Genomic DNA, 17,109 nt, shown 5'->3' on the forward strand with positions numbered 1-17,109 from the left:
CATCCCTTCGCGTTCTGAATTCCTTTCTTTCATATTAGCAAATTCGCCTATGTTTTCCTATTCTCAAGCAAATTCGTTTATCTTTAGAAAAACATGTGTTTATGACGACTGTTCAGTAATTACTTTATATTTTTATAAAACTATGTGCTAAATAACCAATAAAAAATCCGCCGTAGCGGATTAAGAAGACAAGCGCCCCACTTCGTTGCGGGCGGCAAACAGCCCGTACAATCCTGCGCCGACAACGCAAAGAACGATGCCGAGCAAGTAAGGGAGCCCTGCCATATAGCTGAACAAGCCACCGCCGACAATCGGGCCGATGATGCGGCCGAGCGAGTCAAACGATGACAATAGTCCGGCAGCACTTCCTTGCCGACCGGCTGCCTGTTTCGTAATGAGCGATGAGACGCAAGGGCGGATGACGCCGTTTCCGATGCCGAAGATGGATAGAAAAAGAGCAGCCGTCCAAAAGTCTTGTACGAGCAAAATAGCTGCAAATCCAAGAGCCGAGACGGCAAGACCGCCCTGTAAGACACGTCCTTCACCGAACCGTTTAATCAGCCGTCCAAGGAGTCCTCCTTGAACGAGGGCGCTGGCGATTCCCATGATCATAAAAATATACCCGAGTTGAACGGAATCAAGACCGGCGCGGCGATCGGCGAAGTAAGCGAACGTTGCCTCAAGTCCGGCGAGGGCGAGCGTCGCCGTCCATTGCAGCAAATATAAATAAAGAAGCGGACTTTGTATCATTTCTCTCAGCGACCGCTGGCCTTCCGATTTAGCGGTCGTTGACAGGCGCGAAGGTTCTGGCAAAGCGAGCCATACGAACAGCGCTGTCGCCGCTGATAGTGCTCCTGCGATGGCGAACGGCAGATGCAAGCTCGTTTGCGAAAACATTCCTCCGATGGCTGGCCCGCAAATAAAGCCGAGCCCGGTTGCTGCACCGATCGCTCCCATCGCTTTTCCCCGTTCATCTGGCGGCGTGACGTCGGCGGCATATGCCATTACCGTCGGCATCGCTGCCGCTGACAGTGCCCCACCAAGAAAACGGGCGACAAACAGCATGATGAGCGTCTCAGCTACAGAAAAAAGAAAAAACGATAACGACAGCCCGGTGATGCCGATGAGCAACACCGGCTTACGGCCATAGCGGTCGGACAGCTGTCCCCACACCGGGGAAAACAACAGCTGCATTAACGAATAAACCGCCATTAACAGCCCGAGCTCAAGTGGAGTAGCTCCCACTTCTTCAGCAAGAAACGGCAATACCGGAATAATGATGCCAAACCCTGACATGACCAAAAACATGACCATCCATAAAAGCAACAGCGGGCGTCGCCGCATAAATCTTCCCCTCCTTCACCCTATTATCGTACGTCATCCGCCGAGGAAAAAGCAATATTTGTCGGCGATGAAACGTTTTGTATATAATAAAGCCGGGTGAAAAAGAACCGGTTGCCTGATCAGAAAGGGTGGTTTAGTGATGTTGACGTTGACAGACATTGAGCAAGCGCGGTTGAAAATGAAAGGCATTGTTCATGAAACACCACTTGAGCATTCGCAAACGTTCAGCCGGTTGTCCGGCAATAATGTATATATGAAACTCGAAAACTTGCAAAAAACGGGCTCATTTAAAGTAAGAGGGTCATTCAATAAAATTATGTCGTTGACCGATGAAGAGCGGTCGCGCGGCGTCATCGCCGCCTCCGCCGGCAACCATGCTCAGGGGGTCGCCTATGCAAGCGGCATGCTTCATATTCCGTGCACGATCGTTATGCCAAAAGGTGCGCCGCTGAGCAAAATAGAAGCGACGAAAAACTATGGAGCGGAAGTCGTTTTGCACGGCGATGTGTTTGATGAGTCGCTCGAGTATGCGCTCGAACTGCAGCGCGAGCGGGGGATGACGTTTGTACATCCGTTCGACGATTTGGCCGTCATGGCCGGCCAAGGAACGATCGGCTTGGAGTTGGTTGAGCAGCTTCCTGATGTGGACGTCGTCCTTTGCCCGGTCGGTGGCGGCGGCTTGCTCGCGGGGTTAGCGTTTACATTAAAACAGCTGAAACCGTCTGTCGAGGTGTACGGCGTCGAATCGTCAGCCTGCCCTGGAATGACAGCAGCCCTCCGCCATAAACAGCCGGTCGCCATCGCTGCATCGGATACGATCGCCGATGGCATCGCCGTGAAAAAGCCAGGCAATATTACGTACCAATATATTGAGCAGTACGTCGATGGAATCGTTTGCGTTGAAGAGGCGGAAATTTCACGGACGATGCTTTATTTACTTGAACGGAACAAATTGCTCGTCGAAGGGTCGGCGGCTTGTCCGCTGGCGGCGCTTTTGTACCAAAAGTTGCCGTTTCGTGATAAAAAAGTCGCCGCCATTTTAAGCGGCGGCAACGTCGACGTGACATTGATTTCCCGCATCATCGAGCGCGGTCTTGTCGAGGCCGGTCGGTTTGTGACGTTTACGACGATCATTTCCGATAAGCCGGGCCAATTGAACAAGCTGCTTCGCATTATCGCCGAACTAGAAGCAAATGTGATGTCGATCCACCATCAACGCATCGGTGCCAAAGTGTTGCCAGGCCAGGCGGAAATCCACTTTTCGCTTGAGACGAAAAATGAGGATCATATCCAGCAAATTTACCAAGTGTTATTGAAAGAAGGCTATGATGTACAGTTTTATCGGTAGGTGGCTCGAAAACGTTTTTTCTTTATTCTTTATTTCAAAAGAAGCGCTCCGGTTTCTAAGCGGGGCGAAAGTGGGAGACGTATTCGCTGTGGGTTGATGGCGGGGCACGTTCCGTACAATTCGCGGGGGTTGTCATTCCGTCAGAGATCTTTGCATGATAACGACCCGGTCTTTGCTCGTAAAATGTGGCTGTCCCCAGTGCAGACGGCTTTGTCTGGCGGGGACAGCCGTTTTTTGTCAATGGATGCGCGGCCCTTCTTGCGGTCGTGTGGCGCCGAGGCCTTCACGAGCCATTTTCGCTTTCAAGCTTTCGAACAAGTACAAGCCAAACATGCCGAGCAGCTCTTCATCGGTCATCTCACCGATCAGCTTGAGCACATCGCGGCGGTTGAGTTCATCCAAAATCGACATCGCCACCGCTTCAGCGTCTTCTTCATCCCCGGTCAGCCGGTCTTTGTAATATTCGTACAGATCGTCAATAAACTTCATCTGCATGACCGTCTCGCAGACAGAGAGCGGCCTTCCTCCTTTCTTCACGGTCAGCCGAAACTAACCATTCCCTCATCATTCCGCCATTGGCAGCGGATATACACTATAGTATAATGGAAAAAATATCATTCGAAAAGCGGGGGAGTGCTATGATTCGTCGGTTAACGGCCGAAGACCACCAACAACTATTTTCATTTTTGCAGCAAGATCCGTCGTTCAACTTATTTATCATTGGCGACATCGAGTCGTTTGGCTATGACGCTGATTTCCAAGACGTTTGGGGGCAATTTGACGATGCCGGTTCGCTGAAAGCGGTGTTGCTTCGTTATTATGATTCTTATATTTCATACGCGCCCGGCGATTTTGATGCTGATGGTTTTGCCCGCCTTATCGGTGAGACAGCCCGCACATTGACGATCGAGCTGTCCGGCAAAGAGGAAATTGCCAGGCAGTTTGAAGGACGGCTGGCGCTTGGGACGAAGCGGACGCTTTACTTTTGTGAGTGCCGGACGGACGAATATGCCCGTCAACAAATAGGAGCGTTCTCCATCAAGAAAGCTGGATTGGCCGATGTTGATCGGATTGTTGACTTGCGGCGCCGCATTCCTGAATTTGACACGAGACCGACGGCGCGCGACATGCTGGTGAAGGGGATGGAAACGAATTCAGCGAGAACGTATTATATTGAACAAGATGGCAAGATGGTGGCGGCCGCATCGACAACGGCGGAAAATTCGCTGTCGGCGATGATCGTCGGCGTCTGCACCGATCCGGAACATCGAGGAAAAGGGTACGCGAGCGCCATTGTGGCGAAGCTCGTTTACGATTTGCTCGCCGAAGGAAAGATGCCATGCTTGTTTTACGACAACCCAGACGCCGGGCGCATTTACCATCGTCTTGGCTTTCGGGATATCGGACTGTGGGCGATGTACCGCTAGAAAGGCGGAAGCCCCGCCAGCTTGCTTGTGTGCAAAAGCAAGCTGGCGGTTATTGTCCGTCTGCGCCGTTAGGCGTGACTCGGCGAATGTGTTGGTCGCCGTGCTCCCGCATCGCTTTTGTCTTGTCGTTGACAAGCTGTTTTTGGTCAACGATTGAGGATGGTGTTTGTTTTTGGTTTGCCATGTTGATCACCCCAGTGGAGAAGATTTGGCGCGCTGAATGAACATGTCCGCATCTTCAATCAATCCGCAGACTCCGCATTGGACGCGGTAGCTTGGACCGCGGTACGGGAGATGAAACGGTTCGAGCGCTTCATTTGTGTACTCTTGTTCAATGTCACCGGTATGGGGGTCGAGCTTGACCGCCCGCGGTTGCTGCTCGATAAGGTGAAACCGCGTCCGGTTTGTTTTGCAATTTGGGCATAACATCGGTTCCAACAGAAGCCACCTCCGTTTTTATCTTTTGGAAAAACAGTCGTGATTATGTATGAGACATTTGTTTTGTTTCGGTTCGTGCCGTTAGGAAACATGGTTCGAGCGATCGTTGCGGATGTCATGCGGCGAAAGACGCCTCCCATTTTTTCAGTCGGCGGAACGATTTTTATTGACAACAGCTACAACTGTCGAGTATCTTAATAAACAGGAAGAATATTTTGTCTTTTTAGAAATGTTTTACGATCGATGTGAAGGAGACTGTTATGGCCGATAAACCACTCAGAGATCGCATTATTGACACCGCTCTTCATTTATTTGAGAAATATGGCTACCACGGTGTAACGGTCGACCGTATCGTGGCGGAAAGTGACACATCAAAAGGTGGTTTTTACCATAATTTTAAATCGAAAGACGAGTTGCTTTACCATATTCATGACGTCTTTATCACGTATGCGCTTACAAAAGCGCGGGAAGCGTATGAAAGCTGTTCGACGCCGACCGAGCGCTTGTACGCCATCGTTCAATCGTTTGTCAAAGTGTTTCATTTATATAAGCCGCATATTACCGTCTTTTATCAGGAAAGCACGTACTTAAAACCGGAATATGCCGAGCTGATCAATAAGAAGCGAGAGGAATTTAAACAAATTATTTTTCGTGTCATCCGTGAGGGGATTGAGGCAGGCGAGTTTCGTCCGGAACTGTCGGTGGAGATCGCTGGCATGTCGATCATCGGCATGGTGAACTGGACGTACAAATGGTACAATCTGGACGGACCGCTGTCAATTGAAGAGATTGCGAGCTATTTTGCCGATTTCATTTTGCATGCGGTGCTTCGTGACCCGGAGCATCCGGCGGCGGCACAGTTTTTGTTGCGGCCGATCGTCGAATAAGCCGCTTATTGTTTCCAGACCAACTAGTCGGTCTTGGTTGCTGGACAAAGCAACTCATTTTCAACGTGATTAAAAACCGACTAGTCGGTTTTTATATAGTTATTCTTCAAATGGGGGAGAGGGAGAATATGGATTTTTCGCTGACGAAAGAACAACAAATGATTAAAGAAATGGTTCGCGACTTTGCGGAGAAGGAAATTGCGCCATACGCGGCGAAATGGGATGAAGAGGCGTATTTTCCGCGTGAAGTGTTCCGCAAAATGGGCGAGTTGGGGCTGTTGGGCCTTCCGTTTCCGGAATCGTATGGCGGCGCCGGGGGCGATACGATTTCGTACGCCATTGCCGTCGAAGAAATCGGCCGCGCCTGCGGTGGCACGGGGCTAAGTTATGCGGCTGCCGTTTCGCTCGGAGCGAGCCCGATTTATTACTTCGGATCAGAAGAGCAAAAACAAACGTGGCTTGTGCCAATGGCAAAGGGAGAAACGCTTGGCGCTTTCGGCCTTACGGAGCCGAACGCCGGGTCGGACGCCGGCGGCACGCGCACAACTGCGGTGCTTGACGGCGATGAGTATGTCATCAATGGCGAAAAATGCTGGATTACAAACGCCCAATACGCGCGGCAAGTGATCGTCACTGCGGTCACGGGCAAAGATGCGCGCGGCAAAAACATCATCACCGCTCTCATCGTACCAACCGACTCCCCAGGATTTACGATCCGTTCAAATTATGACAAAATGGGTGTCCGCGCTTCCAATACGTGCGAACTCGTTTTTGAGAACGTCCGTGTGCCGAAAGAAAACGTGTTAGGCGACCCGCAAAAAGGGTTTAAGCAGTTTTTGTACACGCTTGATGGCGGGCGCATATCGATCGCCGCTTTAGCTGTCGGTATTGCACAAGCAGCGTTTGAGAAAGCGCTTCAATATGCGAAAGAGCGCGTTCAATTTGGGCAATCGATTTCCAAGTTCCAAGCGATCCAATTTAAGCTCGCGGATATGGCGATGGAAATCGAGCTTGCCCGCAATATGGTGTACAAAGCAGCCTGGCTGAAAGATCAGGGGAAACCGTTCACAAAAGAAGCGTCATTTGCCAAGCTGTTCGCGTCGGAAATGGGGTTTCGCGTCTGCAACCAGGCGATTCAAATTCATGGTGGCTACGGCTATATGAAAGAATACGGCGTCGAACGCCACTTGCGAGATATTAAGCTCATGGAAATCGGCGAAGGCACATCGGAAATCCAACGTCTCGTCATCGCCCGCCAGCTCGGATGCTAAAAGCGGAAATATGCGCATATCCATAACAGTGAATTCGGACAAAGGGGAGGAGACGGTCGATGTTAACGGTGACTGTGGGGAAATTGCTAGAGGAGCGTGCCAGGCAATACCCGGATCGTGAAGCGGTCGTGTATGCCGATCGCAACCTGCGCCTGACATACCGGCAGTTTAATGACTATTGCCGCCTTGTGGCGCGCGGTTTGATGCGGCTTGGCATTGAAAAAGGGGAACATGTCGCTATTTGGGCGACAAACGTTCCAGAATGGATCGCCTGCCAGTTCGCGACGGGGAAAATGGGGGCGGTACTTGTTACGGTCAATACGAACTATCAAGCGGCAGAGCTTGAGTATTTGCTTAAGCAGTCCGATTCGACGACGCTCTTTTTGATCGAACAATACCGCGATTCTTCGTATATCGACATTTTGTACAGCATTGTTCCAGAGTTGCGTACTGCCGAACCAGGGAAGCTCCAGTCCAAGCGGCTGCCGAAGCTGAAAAACGTCGTTCTGCTCGGCGATAAGCGTTATCCGGGCATGTTCACATGGAACGACATCTTGGCGATGGCGCATGAGGTGACGGAAGAAGAACTCGATGAACGGTTAGAGAGCCTCGACCCGCACGATGCGATCAACATGCAGTACACATCTGGAACGACCGGATTCCCGAAAGGGGTCATGTTGTCGCATTATAACATCGTCAATAATGCCCACCAAGTAGCGCAATGTATGAAACTTGGCGAAGGCGACCGTCTTTGTATCCCGGTGCCGTTTTTCCATTGCTTTGGCTGCGTCATGAGCACCCTCGCGTGCGTCACCGTTGGAGCGACGATGGTGCCGGTGGTGGAGTTCCATCCAAAGCGGGTGCTCGAGACGGTTGCGGCGGAGCGATGCACGGCGCTGCACGGCGTGCCGACGATGTTTATCGCTGAACTGAATGACCCGGATTTTGATCAATACGATTTGTCATCGCTGCGCACGGGCATTATGGCTGGTTCTCCTTGCCCAGTCGAAGTGATGAAAGCAGTCATCAACAAAATGGGTATGACCGATATTACGATCGCTTACGGGCAGACGGAATCGTCCCCGGTGATTACCCAGACGCGCACTGATGACCCGATTGAGCTGCGCGTCGAAACGGTCGGCCGCGCGCTGCCGGGTGTAGAAGTGAAAATCGTTGAGCCCGGCACGTGCAACGAAGTGCCGCGGGGCGTGCAAGGCGAGTTATGCACGCGCGGTTACCATGTGATGAAAGGATATTACAACAATCCGGAAGCGACCAATGAAGCAATTGACGAAGACGGTTGGCTGCATACCGGCGATTTGGCGACGATGGATGAAAACGGTTACTGCCGCATTACCGGCCGGCTGAAAGATATGATCATCCGCGGCGGCGAAAACATTTACCCGCGCGAGATCGAAGAATTCTTATACAAACACCCGAAAATTTTGGACGTCCAAGTGGTCGGGGTGCCCGATGAAAGGTATGGGGAAGAAGTGATGGCGTGGATCATCTTAAAGGACGGTGAAACGGCGACCGCTGAGGAAATTCGCGAGTTTTGCCGCGGCAACATTTCCCGTCACAAAATCCCGCGCTATATCGAGTTTACCGATTCCTATCCGATGACGGCGTCTGGGAAAATTCAAAAGTTTAAGCTGCGAGAAATGGCGAAACAGCGCCTCGGCTTGACGACTTAAACCGCCGCGCCGGGCGGGCGAACCGTCCGGCGCCGGCAGCCCACTTTTTGTGAAAGGGTGAGAGGATGTTTGCGAAAGTGTTGATTGCCAACCGTGGCGAAATCGCCGTCCGCATCATTCGCACATGCCAAAAGCTCGGCATCCAAACGGTTGCTGTCTACTCGGAAGCGGATGCGGATTCGCTCCATGTTCAGCTCGCTGATGAAGCGTATTTGATCGGCAAGCCGCGCGTAGCGGAAAGCTACTTAAATATCGAAAAAATCATCGAAGTCGCCAAAGCGGCGAAAGCGGAAGCGATTCATCCCGGTTACGGACTGCTCTCGGAAAACCCAGCGTTTGCCCGTCGCTGTGAGGAAGAAGGGATTGTCTTTATCGGCCCGAAGGCGGACGTCATTGCTGCGATGGGCAGCAAAATCGAAGCACGCCAGACGATGGAAAAAGCTGGCGTTCCGATCGTTCCGGGCGTTTCCTTTGCATTAGACAGCCCCGATGAAGCGGCTGCAGCCGCAGCTTCCATCGGTTATCCAGTCATGCTGAAGGCATCATCAGGCGGCGGCGGTATTGGCATGCACATCGCTCACGATGAAGCCGAGCTGCGCCAAGCGTTTGAAGGCAGTCAAAAACGAGCTGCTTCGTTTTTCGGCGACGGGACGATGTATATCGAAAAATATATTGAACGCCCGCGCCATATTGAAATTCAGCTGCTCGCCGATGGGCACGGCAACTGCGTCTACTTATGGGAACGCGAATGCTCGATCCAGCGCCGCCATCAAAAAGTGGTTGAGGAAGCGCCATCGCCGTTTTTGGATGAAGAAACGCGGCGGAAAATGGGTGAAGCCGCCGTCCAGGCAGCACGTTATATCGGTTATGCGAACGCCGGTACAATCGAGTTTTTGGTTGATGAACAAAAAAACTTTTATTTTCTCGAGATGAATACTCGTCTCCAAGTCGAACATCCGGTGACCGAGGAAATCACCGGCATTGACATCGTCGAAGAGCAACTGCGCATCGCTGCCGGCGAGCCGCTTCGGTATAAGCAGGAAGACATTCGCCGCGATGGACACGCCATTGAAGTGCGAATTTATGCGGAAGACCCGAACACGTTTTACCCGTCGCCTGGCCGCATTGCCGCCTTTTCCGTTCCTCAAGGTGAAGGGATTCGTCATGAAACGGCGGTTCAAAGCGGCATCACCGTTACGCCGTTTTACGACCCGATGATCGCCAAAATGATCGCCAAAGGTTCGGATCGAACATCGGCGATTGAACGCTTGCTCGAAGCGCTTCGGGATTATCACGTCGAAGGCATTAAAACGAACATCCCGCTGCTTGAGGCGGTGTTGTCCCACCCGGCGTTCCGTGCTGGGGAAACGACGACCGATTTTCTTTCGAACTATTGGCAGCCAACTAAAACAAAATGAAGCAGAAACGGAGGAAGAAACGATGAACAAAGTCACTGCCACAATGGCCGGAAGTGTATGGAAAATTGTTGTCGCCGTCGGTGACCGTGTTGAAGAAGGACAAGATGTCGTCATTTTGGAGTCTATGAAAATGGAAATCCCGGTCGCCGCTGAGACATCCGGCACGGTGAAGAGCATTCATGTGCAAGAAGGGGATTTCGTCAACGAGGGCGACGTGCTTGTCGAGATTGAGTAGGAAAACATGCGCGTGAACCGTTCTACCAACAATGAAGTTCAGACTCGCCATCAGACGTGGCGAAAGGAACAAAAAGTACCTGAGGGACGGGGATAAAACGAAAAGGGGGGAGCGGACATGGGGCGATGGCCGACGAAGGTGACGATTAAGGAAGTCGGCCCGCGCGACGGTCTGCAAAACGAAGCATCACCGGTCGCCACGGCTGACAAAATTGCTTGGATCAATTTATTATCGGAAACCGGGTTGTCGTATATTGAAGTGACGTCATTTGTCCATCCAAAATGGATTCCGCAGCTTGCCGATGCCGCCGAAGTCGCAGCCGGCATCCGCCGCAAAGACGGCGTCACGTATGCTGCGCTCGTTCCGAATGAAAAAGGATTAGAACGGGCGCTTCGTGTCGGGGTGGATGAAGTCGGCGTCTTCATGTCAGCAAGCGAGACGCATAACCAAAAAAACATTAACAAAACAATCGCTGCTACGTTTCCGGTGTTGGAAGGTGTCGTGAAAGCGGCGAAGCAAGAAAGAAAAACGGTGCGCGGCTACGTTTCGACAGTGTTTGGCTGTCCGTACGAAGGGACGGTTGCTGTCGATCAAGTGCTCATGGTCGCTGACCGGTTGTTTGCGATGGGGGTCGATGAGCTGTCGTTAGGCGATACGATCGGTGTGGCGACGCCAAAACAAGTCGAAGACGTGCTTGCCGAGGTGCTCCGCCGTTTTCCGGCTGAGCAGATCGCCATGCATTTTCACGACACGAGGGGGACGGCGCTCGCCAATATTTTAGTCTCGATGGAGATGGGAATCACAACGTTTGACAGCTCTCTTGGCGGTCTTGGCGGTTGCCCGTATGCCCCCGGGGCATCAGGAAACGTTGCCACCGATGATTTAGTGTACATGCTGCATGGCATGGGGGTTGAAACCGGCATTGATGTGGAGCAACTGACGAAAGCAGCCTTGTTTATTCGCGACAAAATTGGTCGTCCGCTCCCAAGCCGCTATTTACAAACGATTTCATCATAAGCAAATTCATTTTGGGAGGAAGAGGAAAGTGGGAACGTTCGTATCGTTTGACATGCAGGAAAACGGCATTGGTATTGTGACGTTAAACCGCCCCGAGGCGGCCAATGCGCTTTCAAGAGCGCTTCTCCTAGAGCTTGGCAACTTGTTGCAAGAGATTAAGTTTCAAAAAGACGTGCGTGTCGTCATTTTGACCGGGGCGGGAGAAAAAGTGTTTTGCGCCGGCGCCGACTTGAAGGAGCGGGCGGGAATGAATGAAACGGAAGTGCGGCAGGCGGTCGCCTTGATCAGCAAAACAATCAATGAGGTCGAGAAAGTGCCGCAGCCGGTTATCGCCGCCCTAAACGGCTCGGCGTTTGGCGGCGGGCTCGAGCTCGCTTTAGCATGCGACATTCGTTACGCTGCTGATGACATCCAACTCGGATTGACAGAAACGTCACTTGGCATCATTCCAGGCGCGGGCGGCACGCAACGGTTGCCGCGTCTTGTCGGCATCGGAAAGGCGAAAGAGTTGATTTTTGCCGCGAAACGGATCACGGCCAAGGAGGCGGAGCGAATCGGCCTCGTTGAATACGCTGTACCACGCGCCGAACTAATGGAGCGGGCGCTTGAATTGGCTCGGCAAATCGCCGATAATGCACCAATTGCCGTCCGCCAAGCGAAACGGGCGGTGCAAAGCGTGTTTAACGTTGACTTGGAGACCGGATTGGCGATTGAGCAGCTCGCCTATGAGGCGACGATCCCGACAAAAGACCGACTCGAAGGCTTGCAGGCGTTTAAAGAGAGACGGAAACCGGTATACAAAGGGGAATAAGACGCTTCGACGCGGCCGGCTGAAAGCCCGGGGAACGCTACAGGCATAGGTTCAAATGGCCGTAAGCGCTTCAATACCAAGGGGGGAAACCGACGCGGCCAAGCGCGGCGTCGAAGCGGCTGCTTTGCGGTGCGGCACGTTGTGAAATATGCCGCCAAAGCGCTGCCTCAAAGTAGCCGGCCGCGGTGTGCAATGCTGTTGGACGTATTGGCGATGACATTCGATGGATAAAAGTACCGCCTGAGAAAACAGCGGAATGAACGAAGCAAGGAGGCGACAACATGGGGATGAAGGAAATAGCTAATCAACGAGTCACGCTGGCTGAGGAGCTAGCGAAACGGGCAGCTGACATTAAAAAAGGTGGAGCGCCGAAATATCATGAAAAGAACGCTGCCCAAGGAAAGCTGTTTGTGCGCGATCGGTTGAATTTGTTGCTTGATGACGGCTTGGAAGTGGAAGACGGATTGTTTGCCAACTGTTTGGCTGACGGACTGCCGGCTGATGGAGTTGTCACCGGCATCGGCAAAATCAACGGCCGGACCGTCTGCGTGATGGCGAACGACTCCACCGTCAAAGCTGGTTCATGGGGGGCACGTACGGTCGAAAAAATCATCCGCATCCAGGAGACGGCGGAAAAACTGCGCTGTCCGCTCATTTATTTAGTTGATTCGGCCGGCGCGCGCATTACCGACCAAATCGAAATGTTTCCCGGCCGACGCGGAGCGGGGCGCATTTTTTACAATGAAGTGAAACTGTCGGGGAAAGTGCCGCAAGTGTGCTTGCTCTTTGGTCCGTCGGCAGCCGGCGGCGCTTATATTCCAGCGTTTTGTGACATCGTCATTATGGTCGAAGGCAATGCATCGATGTATTTAGGCTCGCCGCGCATGGCGGAAATGGTCATCGGCGAAAAAGTGACGCTCGAAGAAATGGGCGGCGCTCGCATGCATTGTACTGTTTCGGGTTGCGGCGATGTGCTTGTGAAAACCGAAGAAGAGGCGATCGCCTATGCGCGCCGCTATTTGTCGTATTTTCCGTCCAACTACAGCGAAAAACCGCCGATGGCAGAAGCGAAGCCGCCGAAATCGTTCGACAAAACGATTGAAGAGATTTTGCCGGAGAACCAAAACGCACCGTTTAATATGTATGATTTAATTGAGCGGATCATTGATGAGAGATCGTTTTGTGAAGTGAAAAAGCTGTTTGCGCCGGAACTCATTACGGGCTTGGCGCGCCTTGCCGGCCAGCCGATTGGCATTATCGCCAACCAGCCGCGCGTCAAGGGCGGAGTGCTGTTCCACGATTCCGCCGATAAAGCGGCAAAGTTCATCACCCTTTGCGATGCATTCCACATCCCGCTTTTGTTTTTGGCCGATATCCCGGGCTTTATGATCGGCACGAAAGTCGAGCGAGCCGGCATTATCCGTCACGGGGCGAAAATGATTGCGGCGATGTCGGAAGCAACGGTGCCGAAAATTTCTATTATCGTGCGCAAAGCATACGGCGCCGGATTGTATGCGATGGCTGGACCGGCGTTTGAACCGGATTGCTGCCTCGCGTTTCCGAACGCGCAAATCGCGGTGATGGGACCGGAGGCGGCTGTCAATGCCGTCTATGCAAACAAAATCGCCGAACTGCCGCCAGAAGAGCGGCCGGCTTTTGTTGAGCAAAAGCGGGAAGAGTACCGGCGTGATATTGACATTTATCGACTTGCTTCCGAGCTCGTCATCGACGGGATCATCGCGCCGAACGAGCTGCGTGACGAGCTCATTCGCCGGTTTGACGCTTATATGTCCAAATATATGGCTTTTTCCGAACGGAAACATGGGGTATATCCGGTTTGAAGAACATGGGCCGCTGTCTCTCTTGCCAAACAACTGAAGATCGTGTATGATAATAATCACCAATCCGCTGCTGCGTTGTGCGTTGTAGAATGAAGTTTCAACCGATGGCAATGAAAAGGGAGTTCTATATCGAAACCGGAATGCCATGCCTCCCATTCGTTAGCGAGGACGGCAGGAACGTTTCTGCGAACACCCACCTAGTAGAGCGTGGTTGAGAAACTGCATTCAGCCGACGGCAACCGCGGCGCGGATTATCCGCATGAAACAAAGCGTCCAAACGGACGCTTTTTTTGTTTGTATGGCATGAATGGCTGCCGTTTTTCAACAGGATGGAAATCATTTTGCAGACGAAGGAAACAATATAGTTGATTTTCCTTATTAGCATGCTATAATTGTATTTCGCGTGGAAATAATTCGTATTGAAATTATTCGGGTTTGCTAGTTAAAGGAGGGGGGATAGATGGAAGGAATTGGACGTGACATTATGTATGCTATTGCTCGGGCGCAAAAGGCGCTGTACCGTCTCATCCGCGAAGATGCTGCCCGCGTTGGGATTACGGAAGTGCAGCTGATTGTCCTGTATACATTGCTGAAAAAAGAGCATATTCGCCTACACGATCTAGCGGAAAAGCTCAACTTAAGCAATAGCAACGTCAGCGGCACAGTCGATCGGCTTGTTAGCGCGGGGCTCGTCGTTCGCGAACCGTCCAAACGAGATCGGCGTGCTGTGATTCTAAGTTTGACGGAAAAAGGGAAGGAGACGGTGCTTGCTGCATTTGGTGAACAGTCGGTGCTGCGCCGGCGGCTTCAACGAATTCAGGAGCTGATCTCTCCGGAGGAAATCGAACAGTTTTTGCGGTTGCAAGAGAAAGTGAAAACCATTTTACTAGGGGAGGAATAAACGGTGAACGTGAAACGTTTGCTTGCACTGAACATCATCGTGCTTATTTTGCTTGTTGGCGGAGGATTTGCTGCCTATTACTATGTTAATGAAGCAACAAACTACATTAAAACGGATAACGCCCGTATTGATGGTCAAGTCATTCCGGTAGCGTCTCCGTTGTCAGGAAAATTGACGTCATGGTCTGGAAACATTGGAAAAACGTTTGCTGCTGGGGAGAAAATCGGTGAAGTGTCAGACGGCAAAAATACCGTGGAAATCACGGTGCCGCATCGGATGACGATCGTGCAGCAAAACGCGGTGGAGGGTTCGTTTATTGCAGCAGGAGTGTCACTTGCCAGTGGGTTTGATTTAAATGATTTGTGGGTGACGGCGAACATTGAAGAGACAGAGATCGAAGACGTCAAAGTTGGGCAAGATGTCGATATTTATGTCGACGCATATCCGGACCGTCAATTCAGCGGCAAAGTTGAAAAACTTGGCTATGCGACAGCGAATACGTTCAGCTTGTTGCCGAGTTCAAATGCAACTGGCAACTACACGAAAGTGACGCAAGTCATTCCGGTGACGATTTCGATCGACAACTACAACGGAGCCGAACTCGTGCCGGGCATGAACGTCACTGTCCGCATTCATAAGTAGGTGATCAGCGATGTCTACATTTATGATTAGCTATATCATATTTGCCGTTTTCGTCCTAGCGGTCCTCAACATCATGTTGCGCCGGCGCAAATCAGCTCCGGCCGCGGTTGAGACAGCAGATGGCGCAAGGGCGGATGTGCGCCCGGCTACCTCGTCCGGACAAAGTCAAGGTGGATTAGGTGACATCGGCAGCCGCGGCAAAGTGGTCGTGACGGTCATGCTTGGGGCGTTTGTAGCCATCTTGAACCAAACGTTGATTAACGTCGCACTGCCGCATATGATGCAAGATTTCAATGTCGAGACAGCGACGATCCAGTGGCTCGTTACGGGGTACATGCTTGTCAACGGGGTGCTCATCCCAATCAGTCCGTTTTTAATCGCCAAGTTTCCGACGAAAACATTGTTTGTCTCAAGCATGTCGTTTTTCGCCATCGGGGCGTTTGTCTGCTCGATCGCTCCAACATTTGCGGTCATGCTCGCAGGACGGCTGACGCAAGCGGTTGGAGCGGGCATTATTATGCAGCTCATGATGGTCATTATGCTGTCGATTTTCCCGCCGGAACGCCGTGGGGTGGCGATGGGAACAGTCGGGATTGCGATGATGTTTGCGCCGGCGGTCGGTCCGACGCTTTCGGGTTGGCTCGTCGAGCATTATACGTGGCGCCTTTTGTTTTATGTCGTGTTGCCGATCGCCATTGTGGATCTTGTCCTCGCTTCTCTTTGGTTGAAAAAAACGCCGCGCAAAGGAAATCCCGTTCTCGATATGAAAGGAGCGATTTATTCGACGATCGGGTTTGGCGGCGTTTTGTACGGGTTCAGTGAGGCCGGAAGCAATGGATGGGGGCAGACGGAAGTCGTCGTCTCGCTTGTTGTTGGTTCTTTGTTCCTCGTCTTGTTTACATGGCGTTCGCTCCGTTCGGAGCACCCAGTGTTAAATTTCCGCGTGTTTCGTTATCCAGTGTTTACGTTGTCAACGGTGATCGGTTCGGTCATTAATATGGCCATGTTTGCCGCAATGGTCTTGCTTCCGGTCTATTTGCAAAATTTGCGCGGCTTTACGCCGCTCGATGCGGGTTTGCTCTTGTTGCCGGGGGCGATTGTGATGGCGATCATGTCGCCGATTTCCGGTTGGGTGTTTGACCGCATCGGTGCGCGGGCGCTTGCCATCGTCGGCTTGATCATCACTGCCGTGACAACATGGGAATTTAGCAAACTGACGATGGATACACCATATAGTCATTTAATTTGGCTTTACATTTTCCGCATGTTTGGCATGTCGATGCTCGGGATGCCAATTATGACGGAAGGGTTAAACGCGTTGCCGCGCCATCTATACAGCCACGGCACAGCGATGGCGAACACGCTCCGCCAAGTGGCAGCTTCGCTCGGCACAGCCTTTTTGGTGACCGTCATGTCAAACCGGACAAAATTTCATGTGGAACAGTATCGCAATGAAATGACAGAAACGAATCCGTTCTTTATGGATGTTGTTAGCCAGCTAAAACAAGTGATCCCGAGTGACGAAGCCGTTAGTGAGCTGCTATATGGGCTTGTGCAGCAGCGCGCCACGGTCGAGGGGATCAATGACGCCTTTTTTGTCGCCACTGGCTTGACGGTGTTAGCACTATTGATGGCGTTCTTCTTAAAAGGAAAAAAACATAAATCGCCGTCGGCGTAAATGAAGGAATAGAAGCGGCTTTGAACGGCCGCTTCTTTTTTTACAAGCTTGCCGGCAGGTGATAGACGAAACCAATCAGCCGCTTGCGAACGGTATAACCGGAGCGGATGTTCAAGAGGCAATCAAATCGCGAGGCATAAAGCCAGCTGCGGGCAAG

At 51.9% G+C, this 17,109-nt stretch carries 18 protein-coding genes and 1 other RNA gene; 14 read left to right on the forward strand and 5 right to left on the reverse strand.

Going from position 1 to position 17,109, the window contains the following annotated elements:
* Positions 1–180: 180 nt before the first annotated feature.
* A complete protein-coding gene (locus tag IC804_RS17825) occupies positions 181–1,344 on the reverse strand; it encodes an MFS transporter (RefSeq protein WP_008879267.1) in 1,164 nt (387 codons plus the stop codon).
* Between the two features lie 139 nt (positions 1,345–1,483).
* Between IC804_RS17825 and ilvA the strand changes: the two genes are divergently transcribed.
* Complete coding sequence (gene ilvA, locus IC804_RS17830) at positions 1,484–2,692, forward strand: threonine ammonia-lyase (protein ID WP_008879266.1); 1,209 nt, start codon at positions 1,484–1,486, stop codon at positions 2,690–2,692.
* A gap of 237 nt (positions 2,693–2,929) precedes the next feature.
* Here the strand turns inward: ilvA and IC804_RS17835 are convergent, their stop codons facing one another.
* Complete coding sequence (locus IC804_RS17835; protein ID WP_008879264.1) at positions 2,930–3,187, reverse strand: DUF6154 family protein; 258 nt, start codon at positions 3,185–3,187, stop codon at positions 2,930–2,932.
* Positions 3,188–3,330: 143 nt separating this feature from the next.
* On the opposite strand from IC804_RS17835, the gene IC804_RS17840 reads away from it, so the two are divergent.
* Positions 3,331–4,119, forward strand: coding sequence for a GNAT family N-acetyltransferase (locus tag IC804_RS17840; protein ID WP_081157116.1), 789 nt, complete (start codon positions 3,331–3,333; stop codon positions 4,117–4,119).
* Between the two features lie 49 nt (positions 4,120–4,168).
* On the opposite strand, the gene IC804_RS18950 is transcribed toward IC804_RS17840, so the two are convergent.
* Positions 4,169–4,303: a hypothetical protein gene (locus IC804_RS18950; RefSeq protein WP_255350169.1), complete on the reverse strand. Its 135-nt coding sequence runs from the start codon at positions 4,301–4,303 to the stop codon at positions 4,169–4,171.
* Between the two features lie 5 nt (positions 4,304–4,308).
* Entirely contained in the window at positions 4,309–4,557 is a 249-nt protein-coding gene (locus IC804_RS17845) for a hypothetical protein (protein WP_008879262.1), read from the reverse strand.
* A 260-nt stretch (positions 4,558–4,817) separates the two neighbouring features.
* Between IC804_RS17845 and IC804_RS17850 the strand changes: the two genes are divergently transcribed.
* The 7 genes from IC804_RS17850 to IC804_RS17880 all read left to right on the forward strand — a co-directional run bounded on the left by IC804_RS17850 (position 4,818) and on the right by IC804_RS17880 (position 11,890).
* Entirely contained in the window at positions 4,818–5,444 is a 627-nt protein-coding gene (locus IC804_RS17850; protein ID WP_081157117.1) for a TetR/AcrR family transcriptional regulator, read from the forward strand.
* 128 nt (positions 5,445–5,572) lie between these two features.
* The gene (locus IC804_RS17855) at positions 5,573–6,715 is read left to right on the forward strand and encodes an acyl-CoA dehydrogenase (RefSeq protein WP_008879260.1); all 1,143 of its coding nucleotides are present in this window, start codon (positions 5,573–5,575) and stop codon (positions 6,713–6,715) included.
* Between the two features lie 59 nt (positions 6,716–6,774).
* Complete coding sequence (locus tag IC804_RS17860; protein WP_008879259.1) at positions 6,775–8,409, forward strand: AMP-binding protein; 1,635 nt, start codon at positions 6,775–6,777, stop codon at positions 8,407–8,409.
* Positions 8,410–8,474: 65 nt separating this feature from the next.
* A complete protein-coding gene (gene accC, locus IC804_RS17865) occupies positions 8,475–9,827 on the forward strand; it encodes an acetyl-CoA carboxylase biotin carboxylase subunit (protein ID WP_008879258.1) in 1,353 nt (450 codons plus the stop codon).
* A 22-nt stretch (positions 9,828–9,849) separates the two neighbouring features.
* On the forward strand, positions 9,850–10,062 hold the full coding sequence (locus IC804_RS17870; protein ID WP_008879257.1) for an acetyl-CoA carboxylase biotin carboxyl carrier protein subunit: 213 nt from the start codon (positions 9,850–9,852) through the stop codon (positions 10,060–10,062).
* Between the two features lie 117 nt (positions 10,063–10,179).
* Positions 10,180–11,079: a hydroxymethylglutaryl-CoA lyase gene (locus IC804_RS17875; RefSeq protein WP_011887330.1), complete on the forward strand. Its 900-nt coding sequence runs from the start codon at positions 10,180–10,182 to the stop codon at positions 11,077–11,079.
* 28 nt (positions 11,080–11,107) lie between these two features.
* Positions 11,108–11,890, forward strand: coding sequence for an enoyl-CoA hydratase (locus IC804_RS17880; RefSeq protein ID WP_008879255.1), 783 nt, complete (start codon positions 11,108–11,110; stop codon positions 11,888–11,890).
* A 70-nt stretch (positions 11,891–11,960) separates the two neighbouring features.
* Here IC804_RS17880 and IC804_RS17885 read toward each other — a convergent pair whose 3' ends face one another.
* Complete coding sequence (locus tag IC804_RS17885; protein ID WP_190300636.1) at positions 11,961–12,110, reverse strand: hypothetical protein; 150 nt, start codon at positions 12,108–12,110, stop codon at positions 11,961–11,963.
* 67 nt (positions 12,111–12,177) lie between these two features.
* Between IC804_RS17885 and IC804_RS17890 the strand changes: the two genes are divergently transcribed.
* The 5 genes from IC804_RS17890 (at position 12,178) to IC804_RS17910 (ending at position 16,952) form a co-directional block, all read left to right on the forward strand.
* Positions 12,178–13,731, forward strand: a complete 1,554-nt coding sequence (locus IC804_RS17890; protein ID WP_369802828.1) for an acyl-CoA carboxylase subunit beta — start codon at positions 12,178–12,180, stop codon at positions 13,729–13,731.
* A gap of 63 nt (positions 13,732–13,794) precedes the next feature.
* Positions 13,795–13,983, forward strand: a non-coding RNA gene (ssrS, locus tag IC804_RS17895) — 6S RNA.
* A 208-nt stretch (positions 13,984–14,191) separates the two neighbouring features.
* Positions 14,192–14,632 (forward strand): MarR family winged helix-turn-helix transcriptional regulator, encoded by a 441-nt coding sequence (locus IC804_RS17900; RefSeq protein ID WP_008879253.1) that lies wholly within the window; start codon positions 14,192–14,194, stop codon positions 14,630–14,632.
* 3 nt (positions 14,633–14,635) lie between these two features.
* Complete coding sequence (locus IC804_RS17905; protein WP_029760831.1) at positions 14,636–15,274, forward strand: HlyD family secretion protein; 639 nt, start codon at positions 14,636–14,638, stop codon at positions 15,272–15,274.
* Positions 15,275–15,284: 10 nt separating this feature from the next.
* The gene (locus IC804_RS17910; RefSeq protein ID WP_008879251.1) at positions 15,285–16,952 is read left to right on the forward strand and encodes a DHA2 family efflux MFS transporter permease subunit; all 1,668 of its coding nucleotides are present in this window, start codon (positions 15,285–15,287) and stop codon (positions 16,950–16,952) included.
* Positions 16,953–17,109 lie beyond the last annotated feature (157 nt).

Source organism: Geobacillus sp. 47C-IIb, assembly GCF_014679705.1.
GTDB lineage: Bacteria > Bacillota > Bacilli > Bacillales > Anoxybacillaceae > Geobacillus > Geobacillus thermodenitrificans.